Annotated in this window: 23 protein-coding genes; 14 read left to right on the top strand and 9 right to left on the bottom strand. The window is 60.5% G+C overall.

What is annotated here, in order from left to right; translation table 11 throughout:
• Positions 1 to 29: 29 nt before the first annotated feature.
• Both ACVWXD_RS19420 and ACVWXD_RS19415 read right to left on the bottom strand, forming a co-directional pair.
• Entirely contained in the window at positions 30 to 971 is a 942-nt protein-coding gene (locus ACVWXD_RS19420) for a FecR domain-containing protein (protein ID WP_032886417.1), read from the bottom strand.
• Positions 968 to 1,456: a sigma-70 family RNA polymerase sigma factor gene (locus ACVWXD_RS19415; protein WP_122680321.1), complete on the bottom strand. Its 489-nt coding sequence runs from the start codon at positions 1,454 to 1,456 to the stop codon at positions 968 to 970. The genes ACVWXD_RS19420 and ACVWXD_RS19415 overlap by 4 nt, the downstream gene beginning before the upstream one ends.
• A gap of 170 nt (positions 1,457 to 1,626) precedes the next feature.
• Here ACVWXD_RS19415 and ACVWXD_RS19410 point away from each other — a divergent pair, with 170 nt between their 5' ends.
• From ACVWXD_RS19410 to ACVWXD_RS19390, 5 genes are read left to right on the top strand one after another with little or no spacing between them, the layout of a single operon-like run.
• Complete coding sequence (locus ACVWXD_RS19410; protein WP_099601182.1) at positions 1,627 to 1,929, top strand: DUF3649 domain-containing protein; 303 nt, start codon at positions 1,627 to 1,629, stop codon at positions 1,927 to 1,929.
• Complete coding sequence (locus tag ACVWXD_RS19405) at positions 1,926 to 3,500, top strand: PepSY-associated TM helix domain-containing protein (RefSeq protein WP_181642777.1); 1,575 nt, start codon at positions 1,926 to 1,928, stop codon at positions 3,498 to 3,500. Before ACVWXD_RS19410 ends, ACVWXD_RS19405 begins: the two co-directional genes overlap by 4 nt.
• On the top strand, positions 3,501 to 3,827 hold the full coding sequence (locus ACVWXD_RS19400) for a DUF3325 domain-containing protein (RefSeq protein WP_099601184.1): 327 nt from the start codon (positions 3,501 to 3,503) through the stop codon (positions 3,825 to 3,827).
• Between the two features lie 9 nt (positions 3,828 to 3,836).
• Positions 3,837 to 4,415: an RNA polymerase sigma factor gene (locus ACVWXD_RS19395; protein WP_032886425.1), complete on the top strand. Its 579-nt coding sequence runs from the start codon at positions 3,837 to 3,839 to the stop codon at positions 4,413 to 4,415.
• Positions 4,412 to 5,389, top strand: coding sequence for a FecR family protein (locus tag ACVWXD_RS19390; protein ID WP_122752518.1), 978 nt, complete (start codon positions 4,412 to 4,414; stop codon positions 5,387 to 5,389). Before ACVWXD_RS19395 ends, ACVWXD_RS19390 begins: the two co-directional genes overlap by 4 nt.
• Here ACVWXD_RS19390 and ACVWXD_RS19385 read toward each other — a convergent pair whose 3' ends face one another.
• Together ACVWXD_RS19385 and yejK are read right to left on the bottom strand one after the other, a co-directional pair.
• Positions 5,390 to 5,740, bottom strand: a complete 351-nt coding sequence (locus ACVWXD_RS19385) for a glutaredoxin family protein (protein WP_181642776.1) — start codon at positions 5,738 to 5,740, stop codon at positions 5,390 to 5,392.
• Positions 5,740 to 6,744: a nucleoid-associated protein YejK gene (gene yejK, locus ACVWXD_RS19380; protein ID WP_032886429.1), complete on the bottom strand. Its 1,005-nt coding sequence runs from the start codon at positions 6,742 to 6,744 to the stop codon at positions 5,740 to 5,742. Before yejK ends, ACVWXD_RS19385 begins: the two co-directional genes overlap by 1 nt.
• Positions 6,745 to 7,141: 397 nt before the next feature.
• Between yejK and ACVWXD_RS19375 the strand changes: the two genes are divergently transcribed.
• Entirely contained in the window at positions 7,142 to 7,423 is a 282-nt protein-coding gene (locus ACVWXD_RS19375) for an HU family DNA-binding protein (protein WP_003188840.1), read from the top strand.
• A gap of 65 nt (positions 7,424 to 7,488) precedes the next feature.
• On the opposite strand, the gene rlmF is transcribed toward ACVWXD_RS19375, so the two are convergent.
• The 5 genes from rlmF to ACVWXD_RS19350 form a co-directional block, all read right to left on the bottom strand.
• On the bottom strand, positions 7,489 to 8,508 hold the full coding sequence (gene rlmF, locus ACVWXD_RS19370) for a 23S rRNA (adenine(1618)-N(6))-methyltransferase RlmF (protein WP_122680318.1): 1,020 nt from the start codon (positions 8,506 to 8,508) through the stop codon (positions 7,489 to 7,491).
• 216 nt (positions 8,509 to 8,724) lie between these two features.
• A complete protein-coding gene (locus tag ACVWXD_RS19365; protein ID WP_032886432.1) occupies positions 8,725 to 11,571 on the bottom strand; it encodes a valine--tRNA ligase in 2,847 nt (948 codons plus the stop codon).
• A gap of 213 nt (positions 11,572 to 11,784) precedes the next feature.
• Positions 11,785 to 12,174: a hypothetical protein gene (locus ACVWXD_RS19360; protein WP_032886434.1), complete on the bottom strand. Its 390-nt coding sequence runs from the start codon at positions 12,172 to 12,174 to the stop codon at positions 11,785 to 11,787.
• 7 nt (positions 12,175 to 12,181) lie between these two features.
• Positions 12,182 to 12,610 carry a DNA polymerase III subunit chi gene (locus ACVWXD_RS19355; protein ID WP_032886436.1) on the bottom strand — a complete coding sequence of 143 codons (429 nt, stop codon included), beginning with the start codon at positions 12,608 to 12,610 and terminating at the stop codon, positions 12,182 to 12,184.
• 51 nt (positions 12,611 to 12,661) lie between these two features.
• Complete coding sequence (locus tag ACVWXD_RS19350) at positions 12,662 to 14,152, bottom strand: leucyl aminopeptidase (protein ID WP_099601187.1); 1,491 nt, start codon at positions 14,150 to 14,152, stop codon at positions 12,662 to 12,664.
• Between the two features lie 284 nt (positions 14,153 to 14,436).
• On the opposite strand from ACVWXD_RS19350, the gene lptF reads away from it, so the two are divergent.
• From lptF to pdxJ, 8 genes are all read left to right on the top strand, one after another.
• Positions 14,437 to 15,555 (top strand): LPS export ABC transporter permease LptF, encoded by a 1,119-nt coding sequence (gene lptF, locus ACVWXD_RS19345; protein ID WP_032886439.1) that lies wholly within the window; start codon positions 14,437 to 14,439, stop codon positions 15,553 to 15,555.
• Positions 15,548 to 16,627: an LPS export ABC transporter permease LptG gene (gene lptG, locus ACVWXD_RS19340; RefSeq protein WP_181642775.1), complete on the top strand. Its 1,080-nt coding sequence runs from the start codon at positions 15,548 to 15,550 to the stop codon at positions 16,625 to 16,627. Before lptF ends, lptG begins: the two co-directional genes overlap by 8 nt.
• Before the next feature lie 151 nt (positions 16,628 to 16,778).
• Positions 16,779 to 18,578 (top strand): translation elongation factor 4, encoded by a 1,800-nt coding sequence (lepA, locus tag ACVWXD_RS19335; protein ID WP_003210439.1) that lies wholly within the window; start codon positions 16,779 to 16,781, stop codon positions 18,576 to 18,578.
• 5 nt (positions 18,579 to 18,583) lie between these two features.
• The gene (gene lepB / locus ACVWXD_RS19330) at positions 18,584 to 19,438 is read left to right on the top strand and encodes a signal peptidase I (protein ID WP_032886444.1); all 855 of its coding nucleotides are present in this window, start codon (positions 18,584 to 18,586) and stop codon (positions 19,436 to 19,438) included.
• A 161-nt stretch (positions 19,439 to 19,599) separates the two neighbouring features.
• Positions 19,600 to 20,289 carry a ribonuclease III gene (rnc, locus tag ACVWXD_RS19325; protein WP_032886446.1) on the top strand — a complete coding sequence of 230 codons (690 nt, stop codon included), beginning with the start codon at positions 19,600 to 19,602 and terminating at the stop codon, positions 20,287 to 20,289.
• Positions 20,282 to 21,184, top strand: coding sequence for a GTPase Era (era, locus tag ACVWXD_RS19320; protein WP_032886448.1), 903 nt, complete (start codon positions 20,282 to 20,284; stop codon positions 21,182 to 21,184). The genes rnc and era overlap by 8 nt, the downstream gene beginning before the upstream one ends.
• Positions 21,185 to 21,340: 156 nt before the next feature.
• Positions 21,341 to 22,024, top strand: coding sequence for a DNA repair protein RecO (gene recO, locus ACVWXD_RS19315; RefSeq protein WP_095183914.1), 684 nt, complete (start codon positions 21,341 to 21,343; stop codon positions 22,022 to 22,024).
• A gap of 51 nt (positions 22,025 to 22,075) precedes the next feature.
• Entirely contained in the window at positions 22,076 to 22,819 is a 744-nt protein-coding gene (gene pdxJ, locus ACVWXD_RS19310; protein ID WP_122752519.1) for a pyridoxine 5'-phosphate synthase, read from the top strand.
• The last annotated feature ends 88 nt before the right edge of the window (positions 22,820 to 22,907 follow it).

The following is a 22,907-nucleotide window of genomic DNA, read 5'->3' as shown; positions in this document are numbered from 1 at the left end:
AAAACGGCTCACAGGTACAGAAAATAATTTCAGGCGCGCGCCTGCACTGTCACCCAATAGCGGGTAAAACGCCGCACTTTCACCGGCAGGCTGACTTCCAACAGGTTGAGAATGCGTTCGCTGTCGTCCAGCGGGTAGCTGCCAGAGATCAATAAATTGGCAACCTGCGGATCGCAATTGACCTGGCCGCGACGATAGCGGCCCAGTTCGCCGAGGAAATCTTCCAGGCGCATGTGTGCAGCCACCAGCATGCCGTCGGCCCAGGCGCCGCTGTTGGCGTCGGTGGGGCGCGGGGTGTCCCAGCCTTTGCGGGTGAAATTGACTTGGCGCGCCGCTTCGACTGTCAGCGGCAGGCCGCTGTAGGTGTTGGGCATCACCTCGACTTGGCCGTCGAGCACCGCCAGCTGGGTGTGGTCGTTGAACTGACGTACGTTCAGGCGCGCCGCTTGGCTGCTGAGCAGGCCCTGGCCGGTAAGGACGCGCAATGGCGTGTTGCCCGCGATGCCGTTCAGCATGATCTCGCCTTCGAGCAGTCGGATCAGCCGTTGCTGGCCATCAAAATGTACATCTACGGCACTGCCGGTATTGAGCTGCAACTGGCTGCCGTCGGCCAATTGCACCTTGCGGCGTTGGCCCACGGGGCTGCGGTAGTCGGCGGTCAGGGGCGGCAGAATATGCTGCTGGCGCAGGCTCCAGGCGGCTGCCGAGCCAGCGCCGAGGATCAACAGCAACTTCAGCGCCTGCCGCCGGCTGGTAGACGTCGGCGCATTCAACGCGGCGTGAGCCAGGGGCGAGGGCATGCCGCGCAGGCGCTGGTTAACGCGCTGGATATGGTCCCAGGCGCGCTGGTGCTCGCTGTGGGCATTCAGCCAGTGTTGCCAGGCGGCCTGTTGGCGTGGGTTGAGCGCGCCTTGCTGCATTTCCATCAGCCAGCGCACGGCCTGTTCGGCGACTTGGGTCGAGACGTTCATAGGGCAAAGTAGCAGCGCATGGCGGCTTTATTCAGGTGGCGTTTGACGGTGGCAATGGAAATGCCCAGTTCAGCGCCGATCTGCGCGTAGGTCAGGCCATCGAGCTGGGCCAGCAGGAACGCGCGCTTGACCTGTGTGGGCAAGCCGGCGAGCAGTTGATCCAGCTCGACCAGGGTTTGCAGGATGATTGCGCGTTCTTCTTCCGACGGCGCCACGTGTTCGGGCATTTGTGCGAGGGCGTCAAGATAGGCGCGTTCGAGGTCCTGGCGGCGATAGAAGTTGAAGAGCACGCGCTTGGCCACGGTGGTGAGAAACGCGCGCGGCTCGACCAGCGTGGGCGTTTCCCTTGCAGTGAGTACGCGGACGAAGGTGTCCTGCGCCAGGTCGGCAGCACTTTCCGGGCAGCCGAGCTTGCGTCGCAACCAGCCGGTGAGCCAGTGGTGATGGTCGTTGTACAGAACTTCGACGGTGTTGGACGGGCTCAACGCAAACACTCCGCAAGCATCGGCATGCTTTAGAGAACAAGAATTGTTCGCATTGTATGGCCCGAGACCCGGTTCGGCAATCCGGCAGAGCAGGTGTTTCATCCGTTCTCTTTTGCTTATGAGAATATTTATCATTAATATTGCGCGCTGATGAACCTGGCGCCTCCCGCATGAAAAGCAAAACTTCGCTTCCCGCGCTCTACCGCTTGGCTGTCACCTCCCGCGTGCTGGCGGCCGTGGTCGGTGGCTACCTCATGGCCTCCCTCGCCGCCATCTGCCTGGCATTGTGGATGCCAACTTCTCGCGCCGACGCCGTGATCACCGGGATGATGAGTTCATTTGTGTTCTATTTGCTGGCCGTACTCTGGTGCTTCGCCTGCCGTACGGCTTGGCGCGCCTGGTTTGGCGTGATGCTGCCGAGCGCACTCTTTGCCGCTTTGGCGGGTGTGGGCTTGTGGATGGTGCGCACATGAAAGAGGGATTTCGCCAGGCCATGGCCTGGCTGCATACCTGGGCGGGCTTGATCTTCGGCTGGCTGCTGTTTGCGATTTTCCTGACGGGCACGCTGTCTTACTTCAAGGATGAGATCAGCCACTGGATGCAGCCCGAGGTCCAGGCTCATCCGTTGGACAATGCGCGCAGCCTCAGCGTCGCGCAAACCTACCTGCAGCAGGTGGCACCCACAGCGGCACGCTGGTTTATCGCCCTGCCGGATAGCCGCGACCCCGGACTGTCGGTCATGTGGCAAGACAAGCTCGACCCCGGCCGCCGCGGCAATTTCATGCGCAAAACCCTCGACCCCGTCAGCGGCCAAGCCGTAGAGGCCCGCGAAAGCATGGGCGGGGATTTCTTCTACCGTTTCCACTTCCAACTGCAAATGCCGCACCCCTGGGGCCGCTGGCTGTCCACCCTCGCTGCGATGGTGATGTTCGTGGCGCTGATCACCGGCATCATCACCCACAAGAAAATATTCAAGGACTTCTTCACCTTCCGCCCCCGTAAAGGCCAGCGCTCCTGGCTCGACGGGCATAACGCGGTGGGTGTGCTCGTGCTGCCGTTTCACCTGATGATCACGTACAGCAGCCTGGTGATCTTTATGAGCATGGTGATGCCGGCGCCGATCATGGCCTCCTATGGCAACGACACCCGCGCATTTTTCAACGAGATATTCCCCGCGACCAACAACGCGCCGGCGTCGGGGCAGCCGGGCGAATTGGCGCCGCTGCTGCCGATGTACGAGCAAGCGCGGGCGCAATGGGAGGGTGGCCACGTAGGGCGGATCGGGGTGAATAACCCCGGTGATGTCAACGCGTCGGTCAATGTGTTCCGCGCAAGTTCCGACAGCGTGGTGCATGAATTCGACAGCATTGTGTCGTTTAACGGGCACACCGGCGAACTGTTGCGGGCCAGCGACGGGCAATCGTTGACCGCCATGGTCGGCGGCAGTTTCTACGGCCTGCACATGGGGCATTTCGCTGGGCCGGTGCTGCGCTGGTTGTACTTCATCTGCGGCCTGGCAGGCACTGCGATGATCGGCACCGGGCTGGTGATCTGGCTTGGCAAGCGCCAACTCAAACATGCCAAAACCGGTGTGATGCCGTTTGAGCTGCGACTGGTGGAAGTGCTGAATATCGCCAGCATGTCCGGTTTGCTGATCGCCATTGCAGCGTTCTTCTGGGCCAACCGCCTGCTGCCGGTGAGCCTCGCCGAACGCTCCGATTGGGAAGTGCAGACCTTCTTTATCGCCTGGGGCCTGAGCCTGTTGCACGCCATTGTGCGTCGTGGGCGCCAGGGTTGGGTCGAGCAATTGAGCGTCGGTGCGTTGTTGTTTGCCGCGGTGCCACTGCTCAACGCAATCACCACCGACCACGCTTTGGGCGTGTCCCTGGCCCGTGGTGACTGGGCGATGGCCGGCTTTGATCTGACCTGTCTGGGCAGCGGCGTGTTTCTCGCCTGGGCGGCGTGGAAGATGCACCACCGCACGGCACCGCAGCCCAAGGCTGAACGGGCGCGTCCGCTCAACCTCAAGCAAGAGGCCAATTGAATGCTCCTCGCGCTGCTGATGTGCTATGCCGGGTTTACCGCTCTGTGCTTGTCCACCGATCGCCATCACGGCGAACTGCTGCACAGCAAGCCATCGCCTCGTCGACGCCTGGGTTTGCGTGTGGCTGGCGGGTTGCTGCTTGCCGTCGCGATCTGGCCCGCCGTGAGCGTGGCTGGCTGGGGCCTGGGATTGGTGGAGTGGTGCGCTGTATTGATGCTCAGCGCGCTGCTGCTGGTGTTGCTGTTGCCGTATCGGCCAAGGCTGGCCTTGATCCTCGCGGGCGCCGGCCTGCTGGCGAGCCCCGTTGCGGCCTTCGCCACCCTCTGAGCCCAAGCCATGATGATCAGCACCCCACCCGAATCCCAGGACAGCTCGCAAGCTGATGCGGCGGGTGGGCGTGCGCATTTTCTGCAGGTGTTTCTGTCCCAGCGTTCGCAGATGGAAGCCTTGGTGAGTCGACGTGTAGGCTGCCGCGCCACGGCGGCCGACCTGGTGCAGGATCTGTTTCTACGCTTCTGGCGCCGGCCGCTGGTGCAGGTCGAAGAGCTCAGCACCTACCTGCTGCGCTGCGCCGGCAATATCGCCATCGACCACCTGCGCAGCGAAGGCGCGCGGGTGCGCAGCAGCGAAGGTTGGTTGCCCGAGCAGCAGGACAACCAGGGCTCTGAACCCCAGGCCGCACTGGAAGCGGGTAACGACCTGCGCCATGTCGAAGCCGCCTTGCGCAGCCTGCCCGAGCGCACTCGGCAGATTTTCCTGCTCAACCGCATCCATGGCCGCAAATATGCGGAAATCGCCAAGGCCATGGGCCTGTCCCAAAGTGCCGTGGAAAAACATATGATGCGTGCCCTCGAAGCTTGCAAGGCCAGCCTTCGCGACCCATCGCCTCCACGCACGCCAGGGAAAGCACCGTGAACGTCACCCCCACGCCCGAGCAGGAACACGCCGCACTGGCCTGGCTGAGTCTGTTGCACGACCAACCCAGCAGCGGCGACCAGGCGACGTTCAGCCACTGGCTGCGCGCCAACCCGGCACACGTCGAGGCCTACGCCCAGGCCCAGGTGCTCTGGGAGCTAAGCGAAGTACCTGCACGCGCCCTGGCGGAAGAAGAAGCCCTGGCATTGCAGGGCTACCTCAATACGATGAACACCGCGAAACGTTCACGTGTCGTGCGCTGGTCCGGCGCCCTGGCCATGGCTGCCTGCCTGCTGTTGATGGTGTCCATGGGCGCAGGTTGGCAGCCGTCGCGTTGGGTCGATGATTTCGGCGCCGATTACGTGACGGCGCCAGGAGAAATAAAAACCGTCACCCTGGCGGATCAATCTCAAGTCACCCTGGATGCCGACAGCGCAATTGCCGTGGATTTCAGCCATGGCGAGCGGCATATCCAGCTGCGTCGCGGCGCCGGTTTTTTCAGCGTGACCCACACCGGCGAGTCCTTTGTGGTGGGGGCGGGCAGCGGTGAAGCGCGGGTGCTCGGCACACAATTCGAAGTACGCCTGCAACCAGCGGGCGCTCAAGTGACGGTGTTGTCGGGGCGGGTCGGCGTGACGCCGTCGGAGCAGGGCCAGCAGCAAATTCTGACGGCAGGTCAGCAAGTGGCTTACGCCGATGGCATTGCCGATCCCCTGCACGCGGTCGACAGCGAATCGCGCCTGGCCTGGCGCGACGGCTGGCTCAACTACTACAAGGCACCGCTCGCCGATGTGGTGAAGGATTTGGGGCGTTACTACCCTGGCCGCATCCTGCTGCTCAACGAAGATATGGGCGCCAAGCGGGTCAGTGGCAGCTTCCCGAGCAAAGACCCGCAGGCCGTGCTGAACGCGTTGCAGGCAGTGCTGGGGTTTGAACAGCACAGCCTGCTGGGACGGGTGATCGTGGTGCGCTGATTATTTCAGCGCCGCCATGATCGCCTCAGGGTTGTAATCGCGAATCAGCGTCCCATTCACATCCACAAACGGAATCCCGCCACCGCCCAACGCCTCATACGCCTTGCGCGCAGGGGCGTCCTTCTCGATGTCGAAGGTCTGGTACGGAATGCCTTTCTGATCCAGGAAGCGCCGGATCTGCTTGCAGTAGCCACACCACTCGGTGGCATAGAGCACCACCCGCGCCGAAGTGCGGACCTGCTCTGAAACCACCTGCGAGGGGTTGAATAGCCGTTCGATCTTGCCCCAGTTCTGGATAACCACCACCACCAGCAACACCAACAGGACTTTCTTGAGAACCCCGCTGAGCATCAGTTACGGCGCTTGAGCTGGTCAGTCAGTTGGGTCGGCAGGCCCTTGATGATCAGGGTGCCAGCGGCTTCGTCGTACTCAATCTTGTCGCCCAGCAGGTGCGCTTCAAAACTGATCGACAGCCCTTCGGCGCGCCCGGTGAAGCGGCGGAACTGGTTAAGGGTGCGCTTATCGGCGGGGATTTCCGGCGACAGGCCGTAGTCCTTGTTGCGGATATGGTCGTAGAACGCCTTTGGTCGATCTTCATCGATCAAGCCCGACAGTTCTTCCAGGCCCATGGGCTCGCCTAGCTTGGCCTGGCTGCTGGCGTAGTCCACCAAGGTTTTGGTTTTCTCGCGGGCGGACTCGTCCGGCAGGTCTTCGCTTTCCACGAAGTCGCTGAAGGCCTTGAGCAGGGTGCGGGTCTCGCCCGGACCGTCGACGCCTTCCTGGCAGCCGATAAAGTCGCGGAAGTACTCCGAGACTTTCTTGCCATTCTTGCCTTTGATAAACGAGATGTACTGCTTGGATTGCTTGTTGTTCTGCCACTCCGACACGTTGATCCGTGCGGCCAGGTGCAGTTGGCCCAAGTCCAGGTGGCGCGACGGAGTCACGTCCAGCTCGTCGGTTACCGCTACGCCTTCGCTGTGGTGCAGCAGGGCGATGGCCAGGTAATCGGTCATGCCTTGCTGGTAGTGGGCGAACAGTACGTGGCCGCCGGTGGAGAGGTTGGATTCCTCCATCAGCTTCTGCAGATGCTCAACGGCGGTGCGGCTGAAGGTGGTGAAATCCTGGCCACCCTCGAAATATTCCTTCAACCAGCCACTGAACGGGTGCGCGCCGGACTCGGCATGGAAGAAACCCCAGGCCTTGCCTTGTTTGGCGTTGTAGCTCTCGTTGAGGTCGGCAAGCATATTCTCGATGGCGGCGGATTCGGAGAGCTCCGAGTCGCGCGCGTGGAGAACTGCGGGCGTGCCGTCGGGTTTTTTGTCGATCAGGTGGACGATGCAATGACGGATCGGCATGGGCTTCTCGGCTGGTTGAAGGGGAGCGGTTGGCCTCCCCGAAAAGTCGCCCAGTGTACCGCACCCATTGGTCAAGACGCGCTTCGAAGGGCGTTTTGGGTGGGGTCCGACCGGGTATATTCCTTTTTTTGACGGTTTAGAGCGATAAAGCTGACCAAATGGGTAGGTAGAGGCGGATATTTCCCCGTCTCTGTGCTAGTTTTGCCCCGTCTTACGCCAAGTCTCGGCGTTAAGCGTGCATTCAGCATCTGTCAGGTCGAACCAATCCCCGTTTCAAGCATCTATAACCCCGTTCTCCGAGGTTATAAGCCTGGGGTGCCAGGCCTAGACGGTCGGGCTCGACGGCTGACACTGCACTCTGCAATCCATATGAATTTGATAGGGAAGGAACACCACAATGGCTATTACTAAAGACCAACTGATCGCTGACCTGGCTGAAGCAGTAGACGCACCGAAAACTACCGTGCGCGCTCTGCTGGACCAACTGAGCCAAGTTGTTGCTGATCAGCTGGAAAACGGCGGCGAAATCACTCTGCCAGGCGTTGGCAAACTGAAAGTGACCGAGCGTCCAGCCCGTACTGGCCGTAACCCTTCGACTGGCGCTGCCATCGAAATCGCTGCCAAGAAAGTTATCAAGCTGGTTGTGGCCAAAGGCCTGACCGACGCTGTTAACAAGTAAGACGCAGCAAAAAAAAACCGTGCTCCGGAGCAATCCGGGCACGGTTTTTTGTTGCCTGCGATTTATTAATCGCGAACCCAGCGTTGGCGCCAGATCTGCTGCTCGTTCTTGGTCTGGAAAGTCCATGCCACGAAACGGCTTTGCTTCTGACCCTGGGACATCTCCACCACCTGGCTTTCCAGCACGCCGGCTTTTTTCAGGGCTGTTTCAATGGCGGGCAAGTTCGACGCTTTTGATACCAGGGTGCTGAACCACAGCACCTTATGGGCAAAATTCGCGCTTTCAGCGATCAACTGCGTCACGAACCGCGCTTCACCGCCTTCACACCACAACTCGGCCGACTGGCCACCGAAGTTCAGCACCGGCAATTTGCGCTTCGGATCAGCCTTGCCCAACGCGCGCCACTTGCGTTCGCTGCCCTTGGTGGCTTCGTCCATGGACGCATGGAAGGGCGGGTTGCACATGGTCAGGTCAAAGCGCTCGCCAGGTTCCAGCAGGCCCAACAGGATGTGCTTGGGGTTGTTTTGCTGGCGCAGTTGGATGACCTTGCTCAGGTCGTTGGACTGCACGATGGCCTTGGCAGCGGCTACGGCGATAGGGTCGACTTCCGAGCCAAGGAAGTTCCAGCGGTACTCCATGTAGCCAATCAGCGGATAGACGCAGTTAGCGCCCATGCCGATGTCCAACACCTTGACGATGGAACCACGGGGAATCTTGCCTTCGTTGACGCTGGCCAGCAGGTCGGCGAGGAAGTGCACATAGTCCGCACGTCCCGGCACCGGCGGGCACAGGTAATCCTGCGGGATATCCCAATGCTGGATGCCATAGAACGACTTGAGCAACGCCCGGTTGAATACCCGCACGGCGTCAGGGCTGGCGAAGTCGATGCTTTCCTTACCGTAGGGGTTGAGGATTACGAATTTCGCCAGTTCCGGCGTGGTCTTGATCAGCGCCGGGAAGTCGTAACGGCCTGTGTGGCGGTTGCGCGGGTGCAGGGTGGCCTCTTTGCGCGGCGCGACGGGTTTGGCCGTGGCAGCGGTTTTAGGCTTCTTGCGCGGAGGTTTGGGCGTAGTGGGGGCGGTCATGTTGATTCTGGTGTTGGCTCAAAGTGGTGGGCATTGTCACACATCTTGAGCCTGACCCGGGCAAATGTGGGAGGGGGCTTGCCCCTGATGGCGGTGTGACAGTCAAAGATATTCAGGCTGATGCACTGCAATCGGGGGCAAGCCCCCTCCCACATTGACCGGGTTCGCAAATAAAAAAAGAGACCCGAAGGTCTCTTTTTTCACGCTGATTCCACCTTAAAGGCTGGAGATCCGCGCATGTTGCTCCGCCAACTTGCCCAGGGCCTGTTCGGCCTCGGCGAGCTTGGCGCGCTCTTTCTCGATCACTTCAGCTGGCGCCTTGTCGACGAATGCCGCGTTGGACAGCTTGCCGCCCACCCGCTGCACTTCGCCTTGCAGGCGCGCAATTTCTTTGTCGAGACGGGCCAGCTCTGCGCCCTTGTCGATCAAACCGGCCATTGGCACCAGCACTTCCATGTCGCCAACCAGCGCGGTAGCGGACAACGGTGCTTCGGCGCCATCAGCCAATACGGTGATCGACTCCAGCTTCGCCAGTTTCTTGAGCAGTGCATCGTTTTCGGTAAGGCGACGCTGGTCCTCGGCACTGGCGTTCTTCACGAACACCGCCAACGGCTTGCCCGGCCCGATGTTCATTTCTGCGCGGATGTTGCGCGTGCCGAGCATCAGGGTCTTGAGCCATTCGATATCGCTTTCAGCGGCTTCATCGATACGTGCTTCATTGGCCACCGGCCAAGGCTGCAGCATGATGGTCTTGCCTTCGATACCGGCCAGCGGCGCGAGGCGCTGCCAGATTTCTTCGGTGATGAACGGCATGAACGGATGCGCCAGGCGCAACGCCACTTCCAGCACGCGTACCAGGGTACGACGGGTGCCGCGCTGGCGTTCGACCGGTGCGTTTTCGTCCCACAGCACGGGCTTGGACAGCTCCAGGTACCAGTCGCAATACTGGTTCCAAATGAACTCGTACAAGGCTTGCGCGGCCAGGTCGAAACGGAACTGGTCGAGTTGGCGGGTCACTTCGGCTTCGGTGCGTTGCAGCTGCGAGATGATCCAGCGGTCGGCCAGGCTCAGCTCATAGGCTTCGCCGTTCTGGCCGCAGTCTTCACCTTTATCCAGCACGTAGCGCGCGGCGTTCCAGATCTTGTTGCAGAAGTTGCGATAGCCTTCGACGCGGCCCATGTCGAACTTGATGTCGCGACCGGTAGACGCCAACGAGCAGAAGGTGAAGCGCAGGGCGTCGGTGCCGTAGCTGGCGATGCCGTCAGCGAACTCGTCGCGGGTCTGCTTTTCGATCTTCTTTGCCAGTTTCGGCTGCATCAAGCCCGAAGTGCGCTTCTGCACCAGTGTTTCCAGGTCGATGCCGTCGATGATGTCCAGCGGGTCCAGGACGTTGCCCTTCGACTTGGACATTTTCTGGCCCTGGCCATCACGCACGAGGCCGTGCACATACACGGTCTTGAACGGAACCTGCGGCGTGCCGTCCTCGTTCTTCACCAAGTGCATGGTCAGCATGATCATCCGGGCAACCCAGAAGAAAATGATGTCGAAGCCGGTCACCAGCACGTCGGTGGAGTGGAATTTCTTGAGGAATTCGGTCTGCTGCGGCCAGCCCAGGGTGGAGAACGTCCACAGGCCAGAGCTGAACCAGGTATCCAGTACGTCGTTGTCCTGTTGCAGCGCCACGTCCGGGCCGAGGTTGTGCTTGGCACGCACTTCGGCTTCGTCGCGGCCTACATAGACCTTGCCCGACTCGTCGTACCAGGCCGGAATGCGGTGGCCCCACCACAGTTGACGGCTGATGCACCAATCCTGGATGTCGCGCATCCACGAGAAGTACATGTTTTCGTACTGTTTAGGTACGAACTGGATACGGCCATCTTCTACGGCAGCAATCGCAGGCTCAGCCAGCGGCTTGGTGGACACGTACCACTGGTCGGTCAGCCACGGCTCGATCACAGTGCCGGAGCGGTCGCCCTTCGGCACTTTCAGGCCGTGGTCGTCAACGCTGACCAGCAGGCCGGCGGCATCGAAAGCGGCCACGATCTGCTTGCGTGCTTCGAAACGGTCGAGGCCGGCGTATTCGGCCGGGATCTTGCCGTCGATGCTTTCGTTCAGCGTGCCGTCCAGGTTGAACACCTGGCAGGCCGGCAGTACGGCGGCATTTTTATCGAAGATGTTCAGCAGCGGCAGGTTGTGGCGCTTGCCGACTTCGTAGTCGTTGAAGTCGTGGGCCGGGGTGATCTTCACGCAGCCGGTGCCGAATTCGGGATCGCAGTAGTCGTCCGCGATGATCGGGATGCGACGGCCAACCAATGGCAGGTCGACGAACTTGCCGATCAGTGCCTGGTAGCGTTCGTCGTTCGGGTTAACCGCGACGGCGGCATCGCCGAGCATGGTTTCCGGACGGGTGGTGGCGACGATCAGGTAGTCGTTGCCTTCAGCGGTCTTGGCGCCGTCGGCCAGCGGGTACTTGAGGTTCCACAGGAAGCCTTTCTCGTCGTGGTTTTCCACTTCGAGGTCGGAAATCGCCGTGTGCAACTTGGTGTCCCAGTTGACCAGGCGCTTGCCGCGGTAGATCAGGCCGTCTTCATGCAGGCGCACGAAGGCTTCTTTCACGGATTCGGACAGGCCGTCGTCCATGGTGAAACGCTCGCGGCTCCAGTCGACGGACGAGCCCAGGCGACGGATCTGACGGCTGATGTTGCCGCCGGATTGGTCTTTCCATTCCCAGATCTTTTCCAGGAATTTCTCACGGCCCAAGTCGTGACGGCTCTGGCCGGTGGCTTCGAGTTGGCGCTCCACCAGCATCTGGGTGGCGATACCGGCGTGGTCGGTGCCCGGTTGCCACAGGGTGTTACGACCCTGCATGCGGCGGAAACGGATCAACGCATCCATGATCGCATTGTTGAAGCCATGGCCCATGTGCAGGCTGCCAGTGACGTTCGGTGGCGGAATCATGATGGTGTAGGACTCGCCCGCACCTTGCGGAGCGAAATAGTTCTCGGACTCCCAGGTGTTGTACCAGGAAGTTTCAATAGCGTGCGGCTGGTAGGTCTTATCCATGCGCGGCGGGACCCTAGTTGGCATATATTCAGGAAAGCCGGCAAGTATAACGGGGGATAGGGCGCAGGGCGAGGCGAAGACGGGCTAAAGGCGTGCGCCGGTCAATGTGGGAGGGGGCTCGCCCCCCCGATGGCAATGTGTCAACCATACATGGGCTGACGGATACACCGCTATCGGGGGCGAGCCCCCTCCCACAGGGGATCTATGCACGGTTTAAGACTGGTACTGGCTGAGCAACCGTTCCATTCGCGCATCCATTCGGCGCTTGATCTCGGTTTCGATATGCGGGGCAAAGTCGTCGATCACGTCTTGCATGATCAATTGCGCGGCGGCGCGCAGTTCGTTATCTAGATGCAGCAGCAGGGCGTCGGGGGTTTTCTCGGCAGCGGCGGCAACGGGGGCTGGTTCTACGACGGGCAGTTCGACCGGTGCCGGCGCAGGTTTGCCGCCCACCATGTCAAACAGCAACGGAATCTGTACCTCGCCGTCGACCGGTTCGGTCAGCAGCGGCGGTTGCAAGCCATCATCACCCAGCAACTGACGGATCGACTCCAGGTCGTCCAGCAGGTGGTCATCTTTTTTTACAGGGTTGGAAGTGTCCATCGTGTGCTCAAAGTCGTTGTAGCCGGTGATCTTGCAAAGGATAGCCCTGTTCGCGGTAGAAACGGAAACTCTCCCGCGCGGCCTGACGAATAGCCGGATCTTCCACCACCACTTCCGCCACACGGGCGAAGGCCTTGGCGAACGGCGGTACTTTCAGGTCCAGGTTGACCAGCAGGTCATGGTGATCGCCGCAGTTGTCACCCAGCCCCAGCACTATCAGACCTTCAGGTTGTGATTCGGCAGGGCCGTGGGGCACGAAGCTTTCACCCTTGAAGCGCCACAGGCGGGCGTCGAGCTCGTCGCGTTGAGCGGCATCGCTGCAGTGCAGGTAGATGCGATGGCCCATGCGCCAGGCTTTTTCGGTGAGTTTGCAGGCAAAGTCCAGGCGCGCGAGCGGGTCGGCGCTGGGCAATATATAGAAGTCGACTTGGGTCATTGCGGTTCCTGAGACCGGAGCGGCGTGATGGCCGCCCCGGCATCTTCAGTTTCAGGCCTTTGCGCGATCCAGCAGGTACTGGGTCAGCAGCGGAACCGGGCGGCCAGTGGCGCCCTTGTCCTTGCCGCCGCTGGTCCAGGCCGTGCCGGCGATGTCCAGGTGCGCCCAGTTGAAGTTCTTGGCGAAGCGCGACAGGAAGCAGGCAGCGGTGATGGTGCCGGCTTTCGGGCCGCCGATGTTGGCGATGTCGGCGAACGGGCTGTCCAGCTGTTCTTGGTATTCATCGAACAGCGGCAGTTGCCAGGCGCGATCGTCGGCAGCCTTGCCCGCGCTGAGCAGTTGCTCGATCAGCTCGTCGTTGTTACCCAGCAAGCCCGACGTGTGGGAGCCCAGGGCAACGATGCACGCACCGGTCAGGGTGGCGATGTCGATTACGGCTTGCGGCTTGAAGCGCTCGGCGTAGGTCAGGGCATCGCACAGCACCAGACGGCCTTCGGCGTCGGTGTTGAGGATTTCGACGGTCTGGCCGCTCATGGTGGTGACGATATCCCCTGGGCGGGCAGCGCCGCCGCTCGGCATATTCTCGGCGCAGGCCAGGATGCACACCAGGTTGATCGGCAGCTTGAGCTCCAGTACGGCACGCAGGGTGCCGAACACGCTGGCGGCGCCGCCCATGTCGTACTTCATCTCATCCATGCCCGCGCCCGGCTTGAGGCTGATGCCGCCGGTGTCGAAGGTGATCCCTTTGCCGACCAGTGCGTAAGGCTTCTCGGACTTCTTGCCGCCGTTGTATTGCATCACGATCAGGCGTGGTGGCTGGTCGCTGCCCTGGCCCACGGCGTAGAACGAGCCCATGCCCAGTTCCTTGATCTTTTTCTCGTCCAGCACTTCAACTTTCAGCCCCTTGAACTCTTTGCCCAGCGCCTTGGCTTGCTCGCCCAGGTAGGTCGGGTGGCAGATGTTCGGCGGCAGGTTACCCAAGTCGCGGGTAAACGACATGCCGTTGGCAATCGCGGTAGCGTGGGTTACAGCGCGCTGAACTTCAGCCTGCGCGGCCTTGATGGTCAGCAGGGTGATTTTCTTCAGGGCGCGGGGTTCGGCTTTCTGGCTCTTGAACTGGTCGAAGATATAGCCGCCGTCCACCAGGGTCTCTGCCAGCAGGCGCGTCTTGCCGTAGCTGTCGCGGCCTTTGACCACGATTTCGTCGAGAGCCAGTGTCGCATCGCCACCGCCCAGGCCCTTCAGGGTGCTGAGGATGCCGCTGATGATCTTGCGGAACGGGCGGTCGCCCAGCTCAGCGTCTTTGCCCACGCCGACCAGCAAAACGCGGTCGGCCTTGAGGTTAGGCAGGCTCTGCAACAGCAGGCTCTGACCGACTTTGCCGGCCAGGTCGCCGCGCTTGAGCACGGCGCTGATGGCGCCGCCGCTGAGTTCGTCGAGTTGCTTGGCGGCCACGCCGAGCTTGCGGCCTTCGCCGATGGCGACCACGAGGGTGGCGGTTTTCAACGTTTCGGGGCTAACGCTTTTTACAACCAATTCCATTTTCGGGTCCCTTATAAAGGTCTGAGAGCCTGGTATTTGTATCCAGGCTTTAAAGCGTGGCAGCTGTGTAAACCGCCAGCGACAAAGGCCGCAGTTTGAACCTCGCCGGCGGAGCCTGACAACCCTTCGTACGCGCTTTGTACCCGCGTATGAGGTTGCGCAGTGACAGGCGCGGTCAATCACAGGATAATGCGCCATCTTTTTAATCGGCCCTGCGTAAAGGGGCTGACTCGGTATGCTTGCTTGTTTGGCCGCCTTAGCCTGACAACCCTGGAGTGTCTGGTTTGATTGTCTTCCGTTATCTATCCCGCGAAGTCCTGTTGACCCTGAGTGCCGTGAGTGCGGTCCTGTTGGTCATCATCATGAGTGGTCGTTTCGTCAAATACCTGGCCCAAGCCGCTTCGGGCGCCCTGGATCCAGGCTCGTTGTTCCTGATCATGGGCTTTCGCCTGCCGGGGTTCCTGCAACTGATCCTGCCGCTGGGCCTGTTCCTCGGGATCCTGTTGGCCTACGGTCGTTTGTACCTCGAAAGCGAAATGACTGTGCTCTCGGCCACCGGCATGAGCCAGCAGCGTCTGCTCGGCATGACCATGATCCCGGCAGCCGGCATCGCGCTTATCGTTGCCTGGCTGAGCCTGAGCCTGGCCCCCCAGGGCGCCATGCAGTTCCAGCTGGTGCTGAACAAGCAGGACGCGATGACCGAGTTCGACACCCTTGAGCCGGGCCGCTTCCAGGCACTCAATGACGGCACGCGGGTCACCTATACCGAAACCCTGACCGAAGACCGTGCCAACCTGGGCGGGGTGTTCATCTCCGAGAAGCGCCTGGGCCAGGACAAGAAAGACCGTGGCATCTCCGTGCTGGTGGCCGAGTCCGGTCGCCAGGACGTGCGTCCCGATGGCAGTCGCTACCTGATCCTGGAGAACGGCTATCGCTATGACGGCAGTCCCGGCCAGGCCGACTACCGCGCCATCAAGTACGACACTTACGGCGTGTTGCTCGCCCGTCCGGATGTCAGCGACGAGGTGACTGACCGCGACGCCATCCCCACGAAGGATTTGTTCGGCAGCAAGGAACTGCGCTCCATTGCCGAGCTGCAATGGCGTATTTCTCTGCCACTGCTGGTGTTTATCGTGACCTTGATGGCCGTGCCGTTGTCGCGCGTCAACCCGCGTCAGGGCCGCTTCCTCAAACTGTTGCCGGCGATCCTGCTGTACATGGCTTACCTCACCATTCTGATTTCCGCTCGCGGCTCCCTGGAGAAGGGCAAGCTTTCGCCGACCCTGGGGTTGTGGTGGGTGCACGGGATCTTCCTGGTGATCGGCCTGGGCCTGCTCTACTGGGAACCTATCCGTTTGAAAATGTTGAGCCGTCGCGGCCAGAAGGAGTTGGCTCGTGGCTAAGCTCGATCGCTACATTGGTAGCAGCGTCCTGATCGCCATTCTGGCGGTTCTGGGCATCATCCTGGGCCTTGCCTCGTTGTTCGCCTTCATCGATGAAGTGGGCAACGTGAGCGACACCTACACTGTGTGGGATGTACTGAGCTACGTGGCACTCACCGCGCCGCGTCGGCTCTACGACATGATGCCGATGGCTGCGCTAATCGGCTGTCTGATTGGCCTGGGCAGCCTGGCCAGCAACAGCGAACTGACCATCATGCGTGCCGCCGGGGTGTCCATCGGCCGTATCGTCTGGGCGGTGATGAAGCCCATGTTGCTGCTGATGCTGTGCAGCGTGCTGATCGGTGAATACGTCGCGCCGCCGGCCGAAACCACCGCCCAAGCCAACCGCGCCCTGGCGCAGGGTTCGGGCGATGCGCAAAGCGCCAAGCATGGCCTGTGGCATCGCCAGGGTGATGAGTTCATCCACATCAACGCCGTGCAACCGGGCGGCCTGTTGATCGGTGTGACGCGTTACACTTTTGATAAAGAACGTCACATGCTGTCGTCCAGCTTCGCCAAACGTGCGCAGTACAGCGGCGAAAAATGGCAACTGACGGACATCACTACCACTCACTTCCGCAATGTCGGCCAAGGCACCAAGGCCAGCACCGAAGTGATCAATGAGCCAAGCGAAGAGTGGGACATCTCTCTCAAGCCGGAATTGCTCAACACCGTGGTGATGATCCCGGAAAGCCTGCCTATCTCCGGGTTGTGGAGTTACATCCACTACCTCAAGGAGCAAGGGCTGAACAACGGTCGTTACTGGCTGGCGTTTTGGGTCAAGGTGTTGCAGCCAGTGGTAACCGCCGCGCTGGTGTTGATGGCGATCTCGTTCATCTTCGGCCCATTGCGTTCCGTGACCCTGGGTCAGCGTGTGTTTACTGGCGTGTTGGTGGGCTTCACATTCCGCATCGCCCAGGACCTGCTAGGCCCGTCGAGCCTGGTATTCGGTTTCTCCCCTCTGTTTGCGGTGCTGGTGCCGACCGCCATCTGCGCTCTGGCCGGGTTCTGGCTGCTGCGCCGAGCTGGCTGATACCGCTCTTATGCACAAAAAATGCCCCGCTCGAATGAGTGGGGCATTTTTGTTCTGGTCAGCAAAGATGACGTCTGGCCGATGCTTCAGGTACAATTCCCGGCTATTTTTCAGCGGGCAATCTGCCTGCAGCCTTTTTGAGTGTTGATCCGTGAGTGATTTGAGTCATATCCGCAATTTCTCCATCATCGCCCACATTGACCATGGTAAGTCGACGCTGGCCGATCGATTCATCCAGATGTGCGGCGGCCTTGCCGAGCGTGAAATGGAAGCCCAGGTACTGGATTCCATGGACCTCGAACGCGAGCGCGGGATCACCATCAAGGCCCACAGCGTTACTCTGTACTACACCGCCAAAGACGGTATCAAGTACCAGCTGAACTTCATTGACACCCCGGGCCACGTCGACTTCACCTATGAAGTCAGCCGTTCCCTGGCGGCCTGCGAAGGTGCGCTGCTGGTGGTGGACGCGGGTCAGGGCGTTGAAGCCCAGTCCGTGGCCAACTGCTACACCGCCATCGAGCAAGGCCTGGAAGTGATGCCGGTGCTGAACAAGATCGACCTGCCACAGGCCGATCCGGACCGCGTCAAAGAAGAAATCGAAAAAATCATCGGCATTGACGCCACCGACGCCGTCGAGTGCAGCGCCAAGACCGGCCTGGGCGTTGACGAAGTGCTCGAGCGCCTGGTCAAGACCATTCCTGCCCCCACCGGCAACTACGAAGATCCGCTGCAAGCGTTGATCATCGACTCCTGGTTCGACAACTACCTGGGGGTTGTCTCCCTGGTACGTGTACGCCACGGCCGTGTGAAGAAGGGCGACAAGATCCTGGTCAAGTCCACCGGCAAGATCCACCTGGTGGACAGCGTCGGTGTATTCAACCCGAAACACACTGCAACCACTGATCTGAAAGCCGGTGAAGTAGGTTTCATCATCGCCGGTATCAAGGACATCCACGGTGCGCCGGTGGGTGACACCCTGACCTTGAGCTCCACCCCTGACGTCGACGTGCTGCCTGGCTTCAAACGCATCCAGCCGCAGGTTTACGCCGGTCTGTTCCCGGTCAGCTCCGATGACTTCGAAGACTTCCGCGAAGCGTTGCAGAAGCTGACCCTCAACGACTCGTCGTTGCAGTACACCCCGGAAAGCTCCGACGCCCTGGGCTTCGGTTTCCGTTGCGGCTTCCTCGGCATGCTGCACATGGAGATCATTCAGGAGCGCCTTGAGCGCGAATACGACCTGGACCTGATCACCACCGCGCCAACGGTTATTTTTGAGCTGGCGCTGAAAACCGGTGAAACGATTTATGTAGATAACCCGTCCAAGCTCCCAGACCTGTCTTCTATCGAAGACATGCGTGAGCCGATCGTGCGCGCCAATATTCTGGTGCCGCAGGAACACCTGGGCAACGTCATTACCCTGTGTATCGAAAAACGTGGCGTGCAGCACGACATGCTGTTCCTCGGTACCCAGGTGCAAGTGACCTACGATTTGCCGATGAACGAAGTGGTCCTGGACTTCTTTGACCGTCTCAAATCCACCAGTCGCGGCTATGCTTCGCTGGATTACCATTTCGATCGTTATCAATCGGCTAATCTGGTGAAACTGGATGTGTTGATCAACGGCGACAAGGTTGATGCCCTTGCACTGATCGTGCACAAGGACAACGCGCACTACAAAGGTCGCCAGTTGACCGAGAAGATGAAAGAACTGATTCCGCGCCAGATGTTCGACGTCGCGATCCAGGCCGCTATTGGCGGGCAGATCATTGCACGGACCTCCGTCAAGGCTCTCAGAAAGAACGTACTGGCCAAATGCTATGGCGGTGACGTAAGCCGTAAGCGCAAGCTGCTTGAAAAGCAAAAGGCCGGTAAAAAACGCATGAAGCAAGTGGGCAACGTGGAAATTCCACAAGAAGCCTTCCTTGCGGTGCTCAGGTTGGATAGTTAGGTCCTATGTCGCTAAATTTCCCGCTGTTGCTGGTCATCGCCGTTGCCGTTTGTGGTCTCCTGGCGTTGCTCGATCTGGTGTTCTTCGCCCCGCGTCGGCGGGCGGCTATCGCGTCCTATCAGGGCAGCGTCAGCCAGCCCGATGTCGTGGTGATCGAGAAGCTGAACAAAGAGCCTTTGCTGGTTGAGTACGGCAAGTCGTTCTTCCCGGTGTTGTTCATCGTGCTGGTGCTGCGTTCGTTTCTGGTGGAGCCGTTTCAGATCCCTTCGGGTTCGATGAAACCTACCCTGGACGTGGGCGACTTCATCCTGGTGAACAAGTTTTCCTACGGGATTCGCCTGCCGGTGATCGATAAGAAGGTCATCGAAGTCGGTGATCCGCAGCGCGGTGATGTGATGGTGTTCCGCTATCCAAGCGACCCGAACGTCAATTACATCAAGCGTGTGGTGGGGCTGCCGGGCGACGTGATTCGCTACACCAGCGACAAGCGCCTGTTGATCAATGGCGAGTCGGTGGCCGAGAAACTGCTCGGTTCCGAACCGAACAGCCTGGGCAGCGCCGAGCTGTACCAGGAAAAACTCGGTGCGGTAGAGCACGAAATCCGCAAGGAAATGAGCCGCTACCGCGCCATGCCTGATGGAGAGTGGAAAGTGCCAGCCGGGCACTATTTCATGATGGGCGACAACCGTGACAACTCCAACGACAGCCGCTACTGGGATGACCCGAGCATTCCCAAGGAGCTGCTTGGCATGGTTCCCGACCAGAATATCGTCGGCAAGGCCTTCGCGGTCTGGATGAGCTGGCCGGAACCCAAGCTCAGCCACCTGCCGAACTTCTCGCGGGTCGGGCTGATCAAGTAATACAAGCGGCGCTGTGAACACAGCGCCGACTGCTTTTCTGGGGCTTGGACAATTCCGGCTCCAGGCTGTAACCATCAGGATTTGAATTTGAACACTGCGTCAATCGTCGATGGCCGCCGGTGCCACCCACTAGATATGCAGCAACTAGGTATGGATAAACCGTGACCGTTTCGCTAAGTCGTTTAGAGCGCCAGCTCGGCTACACCTTCAAGGATCAGGAATTGATGATCCTTGCCCTCACACACCGCAGCTTTGCAGGGCGTAATAACGAGCGCCTGGAATTCCTCGGTGACGCCATTCTCAATTTCGCCGCCGGTGAGGCGCTGTTCGAACGCTTCCCGCAAGCGCGCGAAGGCCAGCTATCGCGATTGCGTGCACGTCTGGTAAAGGGTGAGACCCTGGCCGTACTGGCCCGTGGTTTCGGCCTGGGTGAGTACCTGCGCCTGGGGTCGGGCGAATTGAAAAGCGGTGGCTTCCGTCGCGAGTCGATCCTGGCCGATGCCCTCGAAGCCTTGATCGGCGCGATTTACCTCGATGCAGGTATGGAAACGGCCAAGGAGCGCGTGGTCGCCTGGCTGGCTTCGGAGATTGAAAGCCTTACGCTGGTCGACACCAACAAAGATCCCAAGACCCGCCTGCAGGAATACCTGCAGTCCCGTGGTTGCGAACTGCCACGCTACGAAGTGGTGGATATCCAGGGTGAGCCCCATTGCCGCGTGTTCTTCGTGGAATGTGAAATCACCTTACTGAATGAAAAAAGCCGAGGTCAGGGTGTGAGCCGTCGTATTGCCGAACAGGTAGCGGCCGCTGCAGCACTGATTGCCCTGGGCGTGGAGAATGGCCATGACTGATTCAACCGCAACACGCTGTGGCTATGTTGCCATCGTTGGCCGCCCGAACGTGGGCAAGTCCACGCTGCTGAACCACATCCTCGGTCAGAAGCTCGCGATCACCTCGCGCAAGCCTCAGACCACTCGCCACAACATGCTGGGCATCAAGACCGAAGGCGCCGTGCAAGCGGTCTACGTCGACACCCCGGGTATGCACAAAGGTGGCGAGAAAGCCCTGAACCGCTACATGAACAAGACCGCTTCGGCGGCGTTGAAAGACGTCGACGTGGTGATCTTCGTGGTCGACCGCACCAAGTGGACTGACGAAGACCAGATGGTCCTTGAGCGTGTGCAGTACGTCACCGGCCCATTGATCGTCGCGCTGAACAAGACCGACCGCATCGAAGACAAAGCCGAACTGATGCCGCACCTGACCTGGTTGCAGGAGCAACTGCCGAACGCCCAGATCATGCCGATCTCGGCCCAGCACGGTCATAACCTCGAAGCCCTGGAGCGCGTGATCGCTGGCTACCTGCCGGAGAACGAGCACTTCTTCCCGGAAGACCAGATTACCGACCGCAGCAGCCGCTTTCTCGCCGCTGAACTGGTCCGCGAGAAAATCATGCGCCAGATGGGTGCTGAGCTGCCGTACCAGATCACCGTCGAAATCGAAGAGTTCAAGCAACAGGGCAAGACCCTGCATATCCATGCGCTGATCCTCGTCGAGCGTGACGGCCAGAAGAAAATCATCATTGGCGACAAGGGCGAGCGCATCAAGCGCATCGGCACCGAGGCGCGCAAGGACATGGAATTGCTCTTCGATTCCAAGATCATGCTCAACCTGTGGGTGAAGGTGAAAGGCGGCTGGTCCGATGACGAGCGCGCTCTGCGTTCCCTCGGTTACGGCGACCTGTAAGAACACCGCAGGGCAAAAAATGTGGGAGGGGGCTTGCTCCCGATGGCGGTGAGTCAGTTAATAAATAAGTGACTGACACACTGCCATCGGGGGCAAGCCCCCTCCCACATTAGGTTTGTGTAGTTTTCAAAAAATGCATTCCAGCAGTGAGCACCCATGTCCCAACCCCCCAGCCAACTCGCCTACGTCCTGCACAGCCGCGCCTACCGCGAGACCAGCGCGCTAGTGGATTTCCTCACGCCCCAAGGCCGCCTGCGCGCGGTGTTGCGTAGCGCGCGGGGCAAGGCGGGGACATTGGCGCGGCCCTTCGTGGCGTTGGACGTGGAGTTTCGCGGCAAGGGCGAGCTGAAAAACGTCGGCCGCCTGGAAAGCGTCGGCACTTCCGCCTGGCTCAATGGCGATGCGTTGTTCAGTGGGCTCTACCTCAATGAGCTGCTGATCCGTCTGTTGCCCGCCGAAGACCCGCACCCGGCTGTCTTCGATCACTATGCTGCCACTTTGCTGGCCCTGGCCGAAGGTCGCCCTCTGGAGCCGCTGCTGCGTGCCTTCGAATGGCGTCTGCTCGATGACCTGGGCTACGGCTTCGAGCTGAGCAACGACCTGCACGGCGACCCCGTCGCCGCCGACGGCATGTACCGCCTGCAAGTCGACGCGGGTCTTGAGCGCGTCTACCTGCTGCAACCCGGCCTGTTCCAGGGCACCGAACTGCTGGCCATGAGCGAGGCCGACTGGAGCGCACCCGGTGCGTTATCCGCCGCCAAGCGCTTGATGCGTCAGGCCTTGGCCGTGCATCTGGGCGGACGGCCGTTGGTCAGCCGCGAGTTGTTTCGAAAGCCCTGACCTCCCCGTGTATGCTGTGCACCGTTTCTTTCCCTTTTCAGGAGCGCTTCCGTGACCACCAGCAATCGCATTCTTCTTGGCGTCAACATCGACCACGTCGCCACCCTGCGCCAGGCCCGGGGCACCCGTTACCCTGACCCGGTCAAGGCCGCGCTGGACGCCGAAGAAGCAGGCGCCGACGGCATCACCGTGCACCTGCGAGAAGACCGCCGCCACATCCAGGAACGCGATGTGTTGCTGCTCAAGGACGTGCTGCAAACCCGCATGAACTTCGAAATGGGCGTCACCGAAGAAATGATGCTCTTCGCCGAGCGCATTCGCCCAGCGCACATCTGCCTGGTACCGGAAACCCGCCAGGAGCTGACCACCGAAGGCGGCCTTGACGTGGCCGGCCAGGAAGCGCGGATCAAGGCCGCGGTGGAGCGCCTGTCGAAAATCGGTAGCGAAGTGTCGCTGTTCATCGATGCCGACGAGCGCCAGATCGAAGCGTCGCGTCGTGTCGGCGCGCCGGCCATCGAACTGCACACCGGCCGTTACGCCGATGCCACCACGCCGACCGAAGTGGCGGATGAACTGCAGCGCATCATTGACGGTGTGAACTGCGGCCTCAATGAAGGCCTGATCGTCAACGCCGGCCATGGTCTGCATTACCACAACGTCGAAGCCGTGGCTGCGATCAAAGGCATCAACGAGCTGAACATCGGCCACGCGTTGGTAGCCCACGCGCTATTCGTCGGTTTCAAAGGCGCTGTGGCCGAGATGAAAGCCCTGATCCTGGCGGCCTCCAAGCCCTAAAAAACAATGAAGAACCAATGTGGGAGGGGGCTTGCTCCCGATAGCGGTGTATCAGCCATAAATGTGGTGGCTGACACACTGCTATCGG

Source organism: Pseudomonas sp. TE3911, assembly GCF_054062775.1.
The sequence above is the reverse complement of the archived record's forward strand: the minus strand, read 5'-3'. Positions and strand labels throughout refer to the sequence as shown.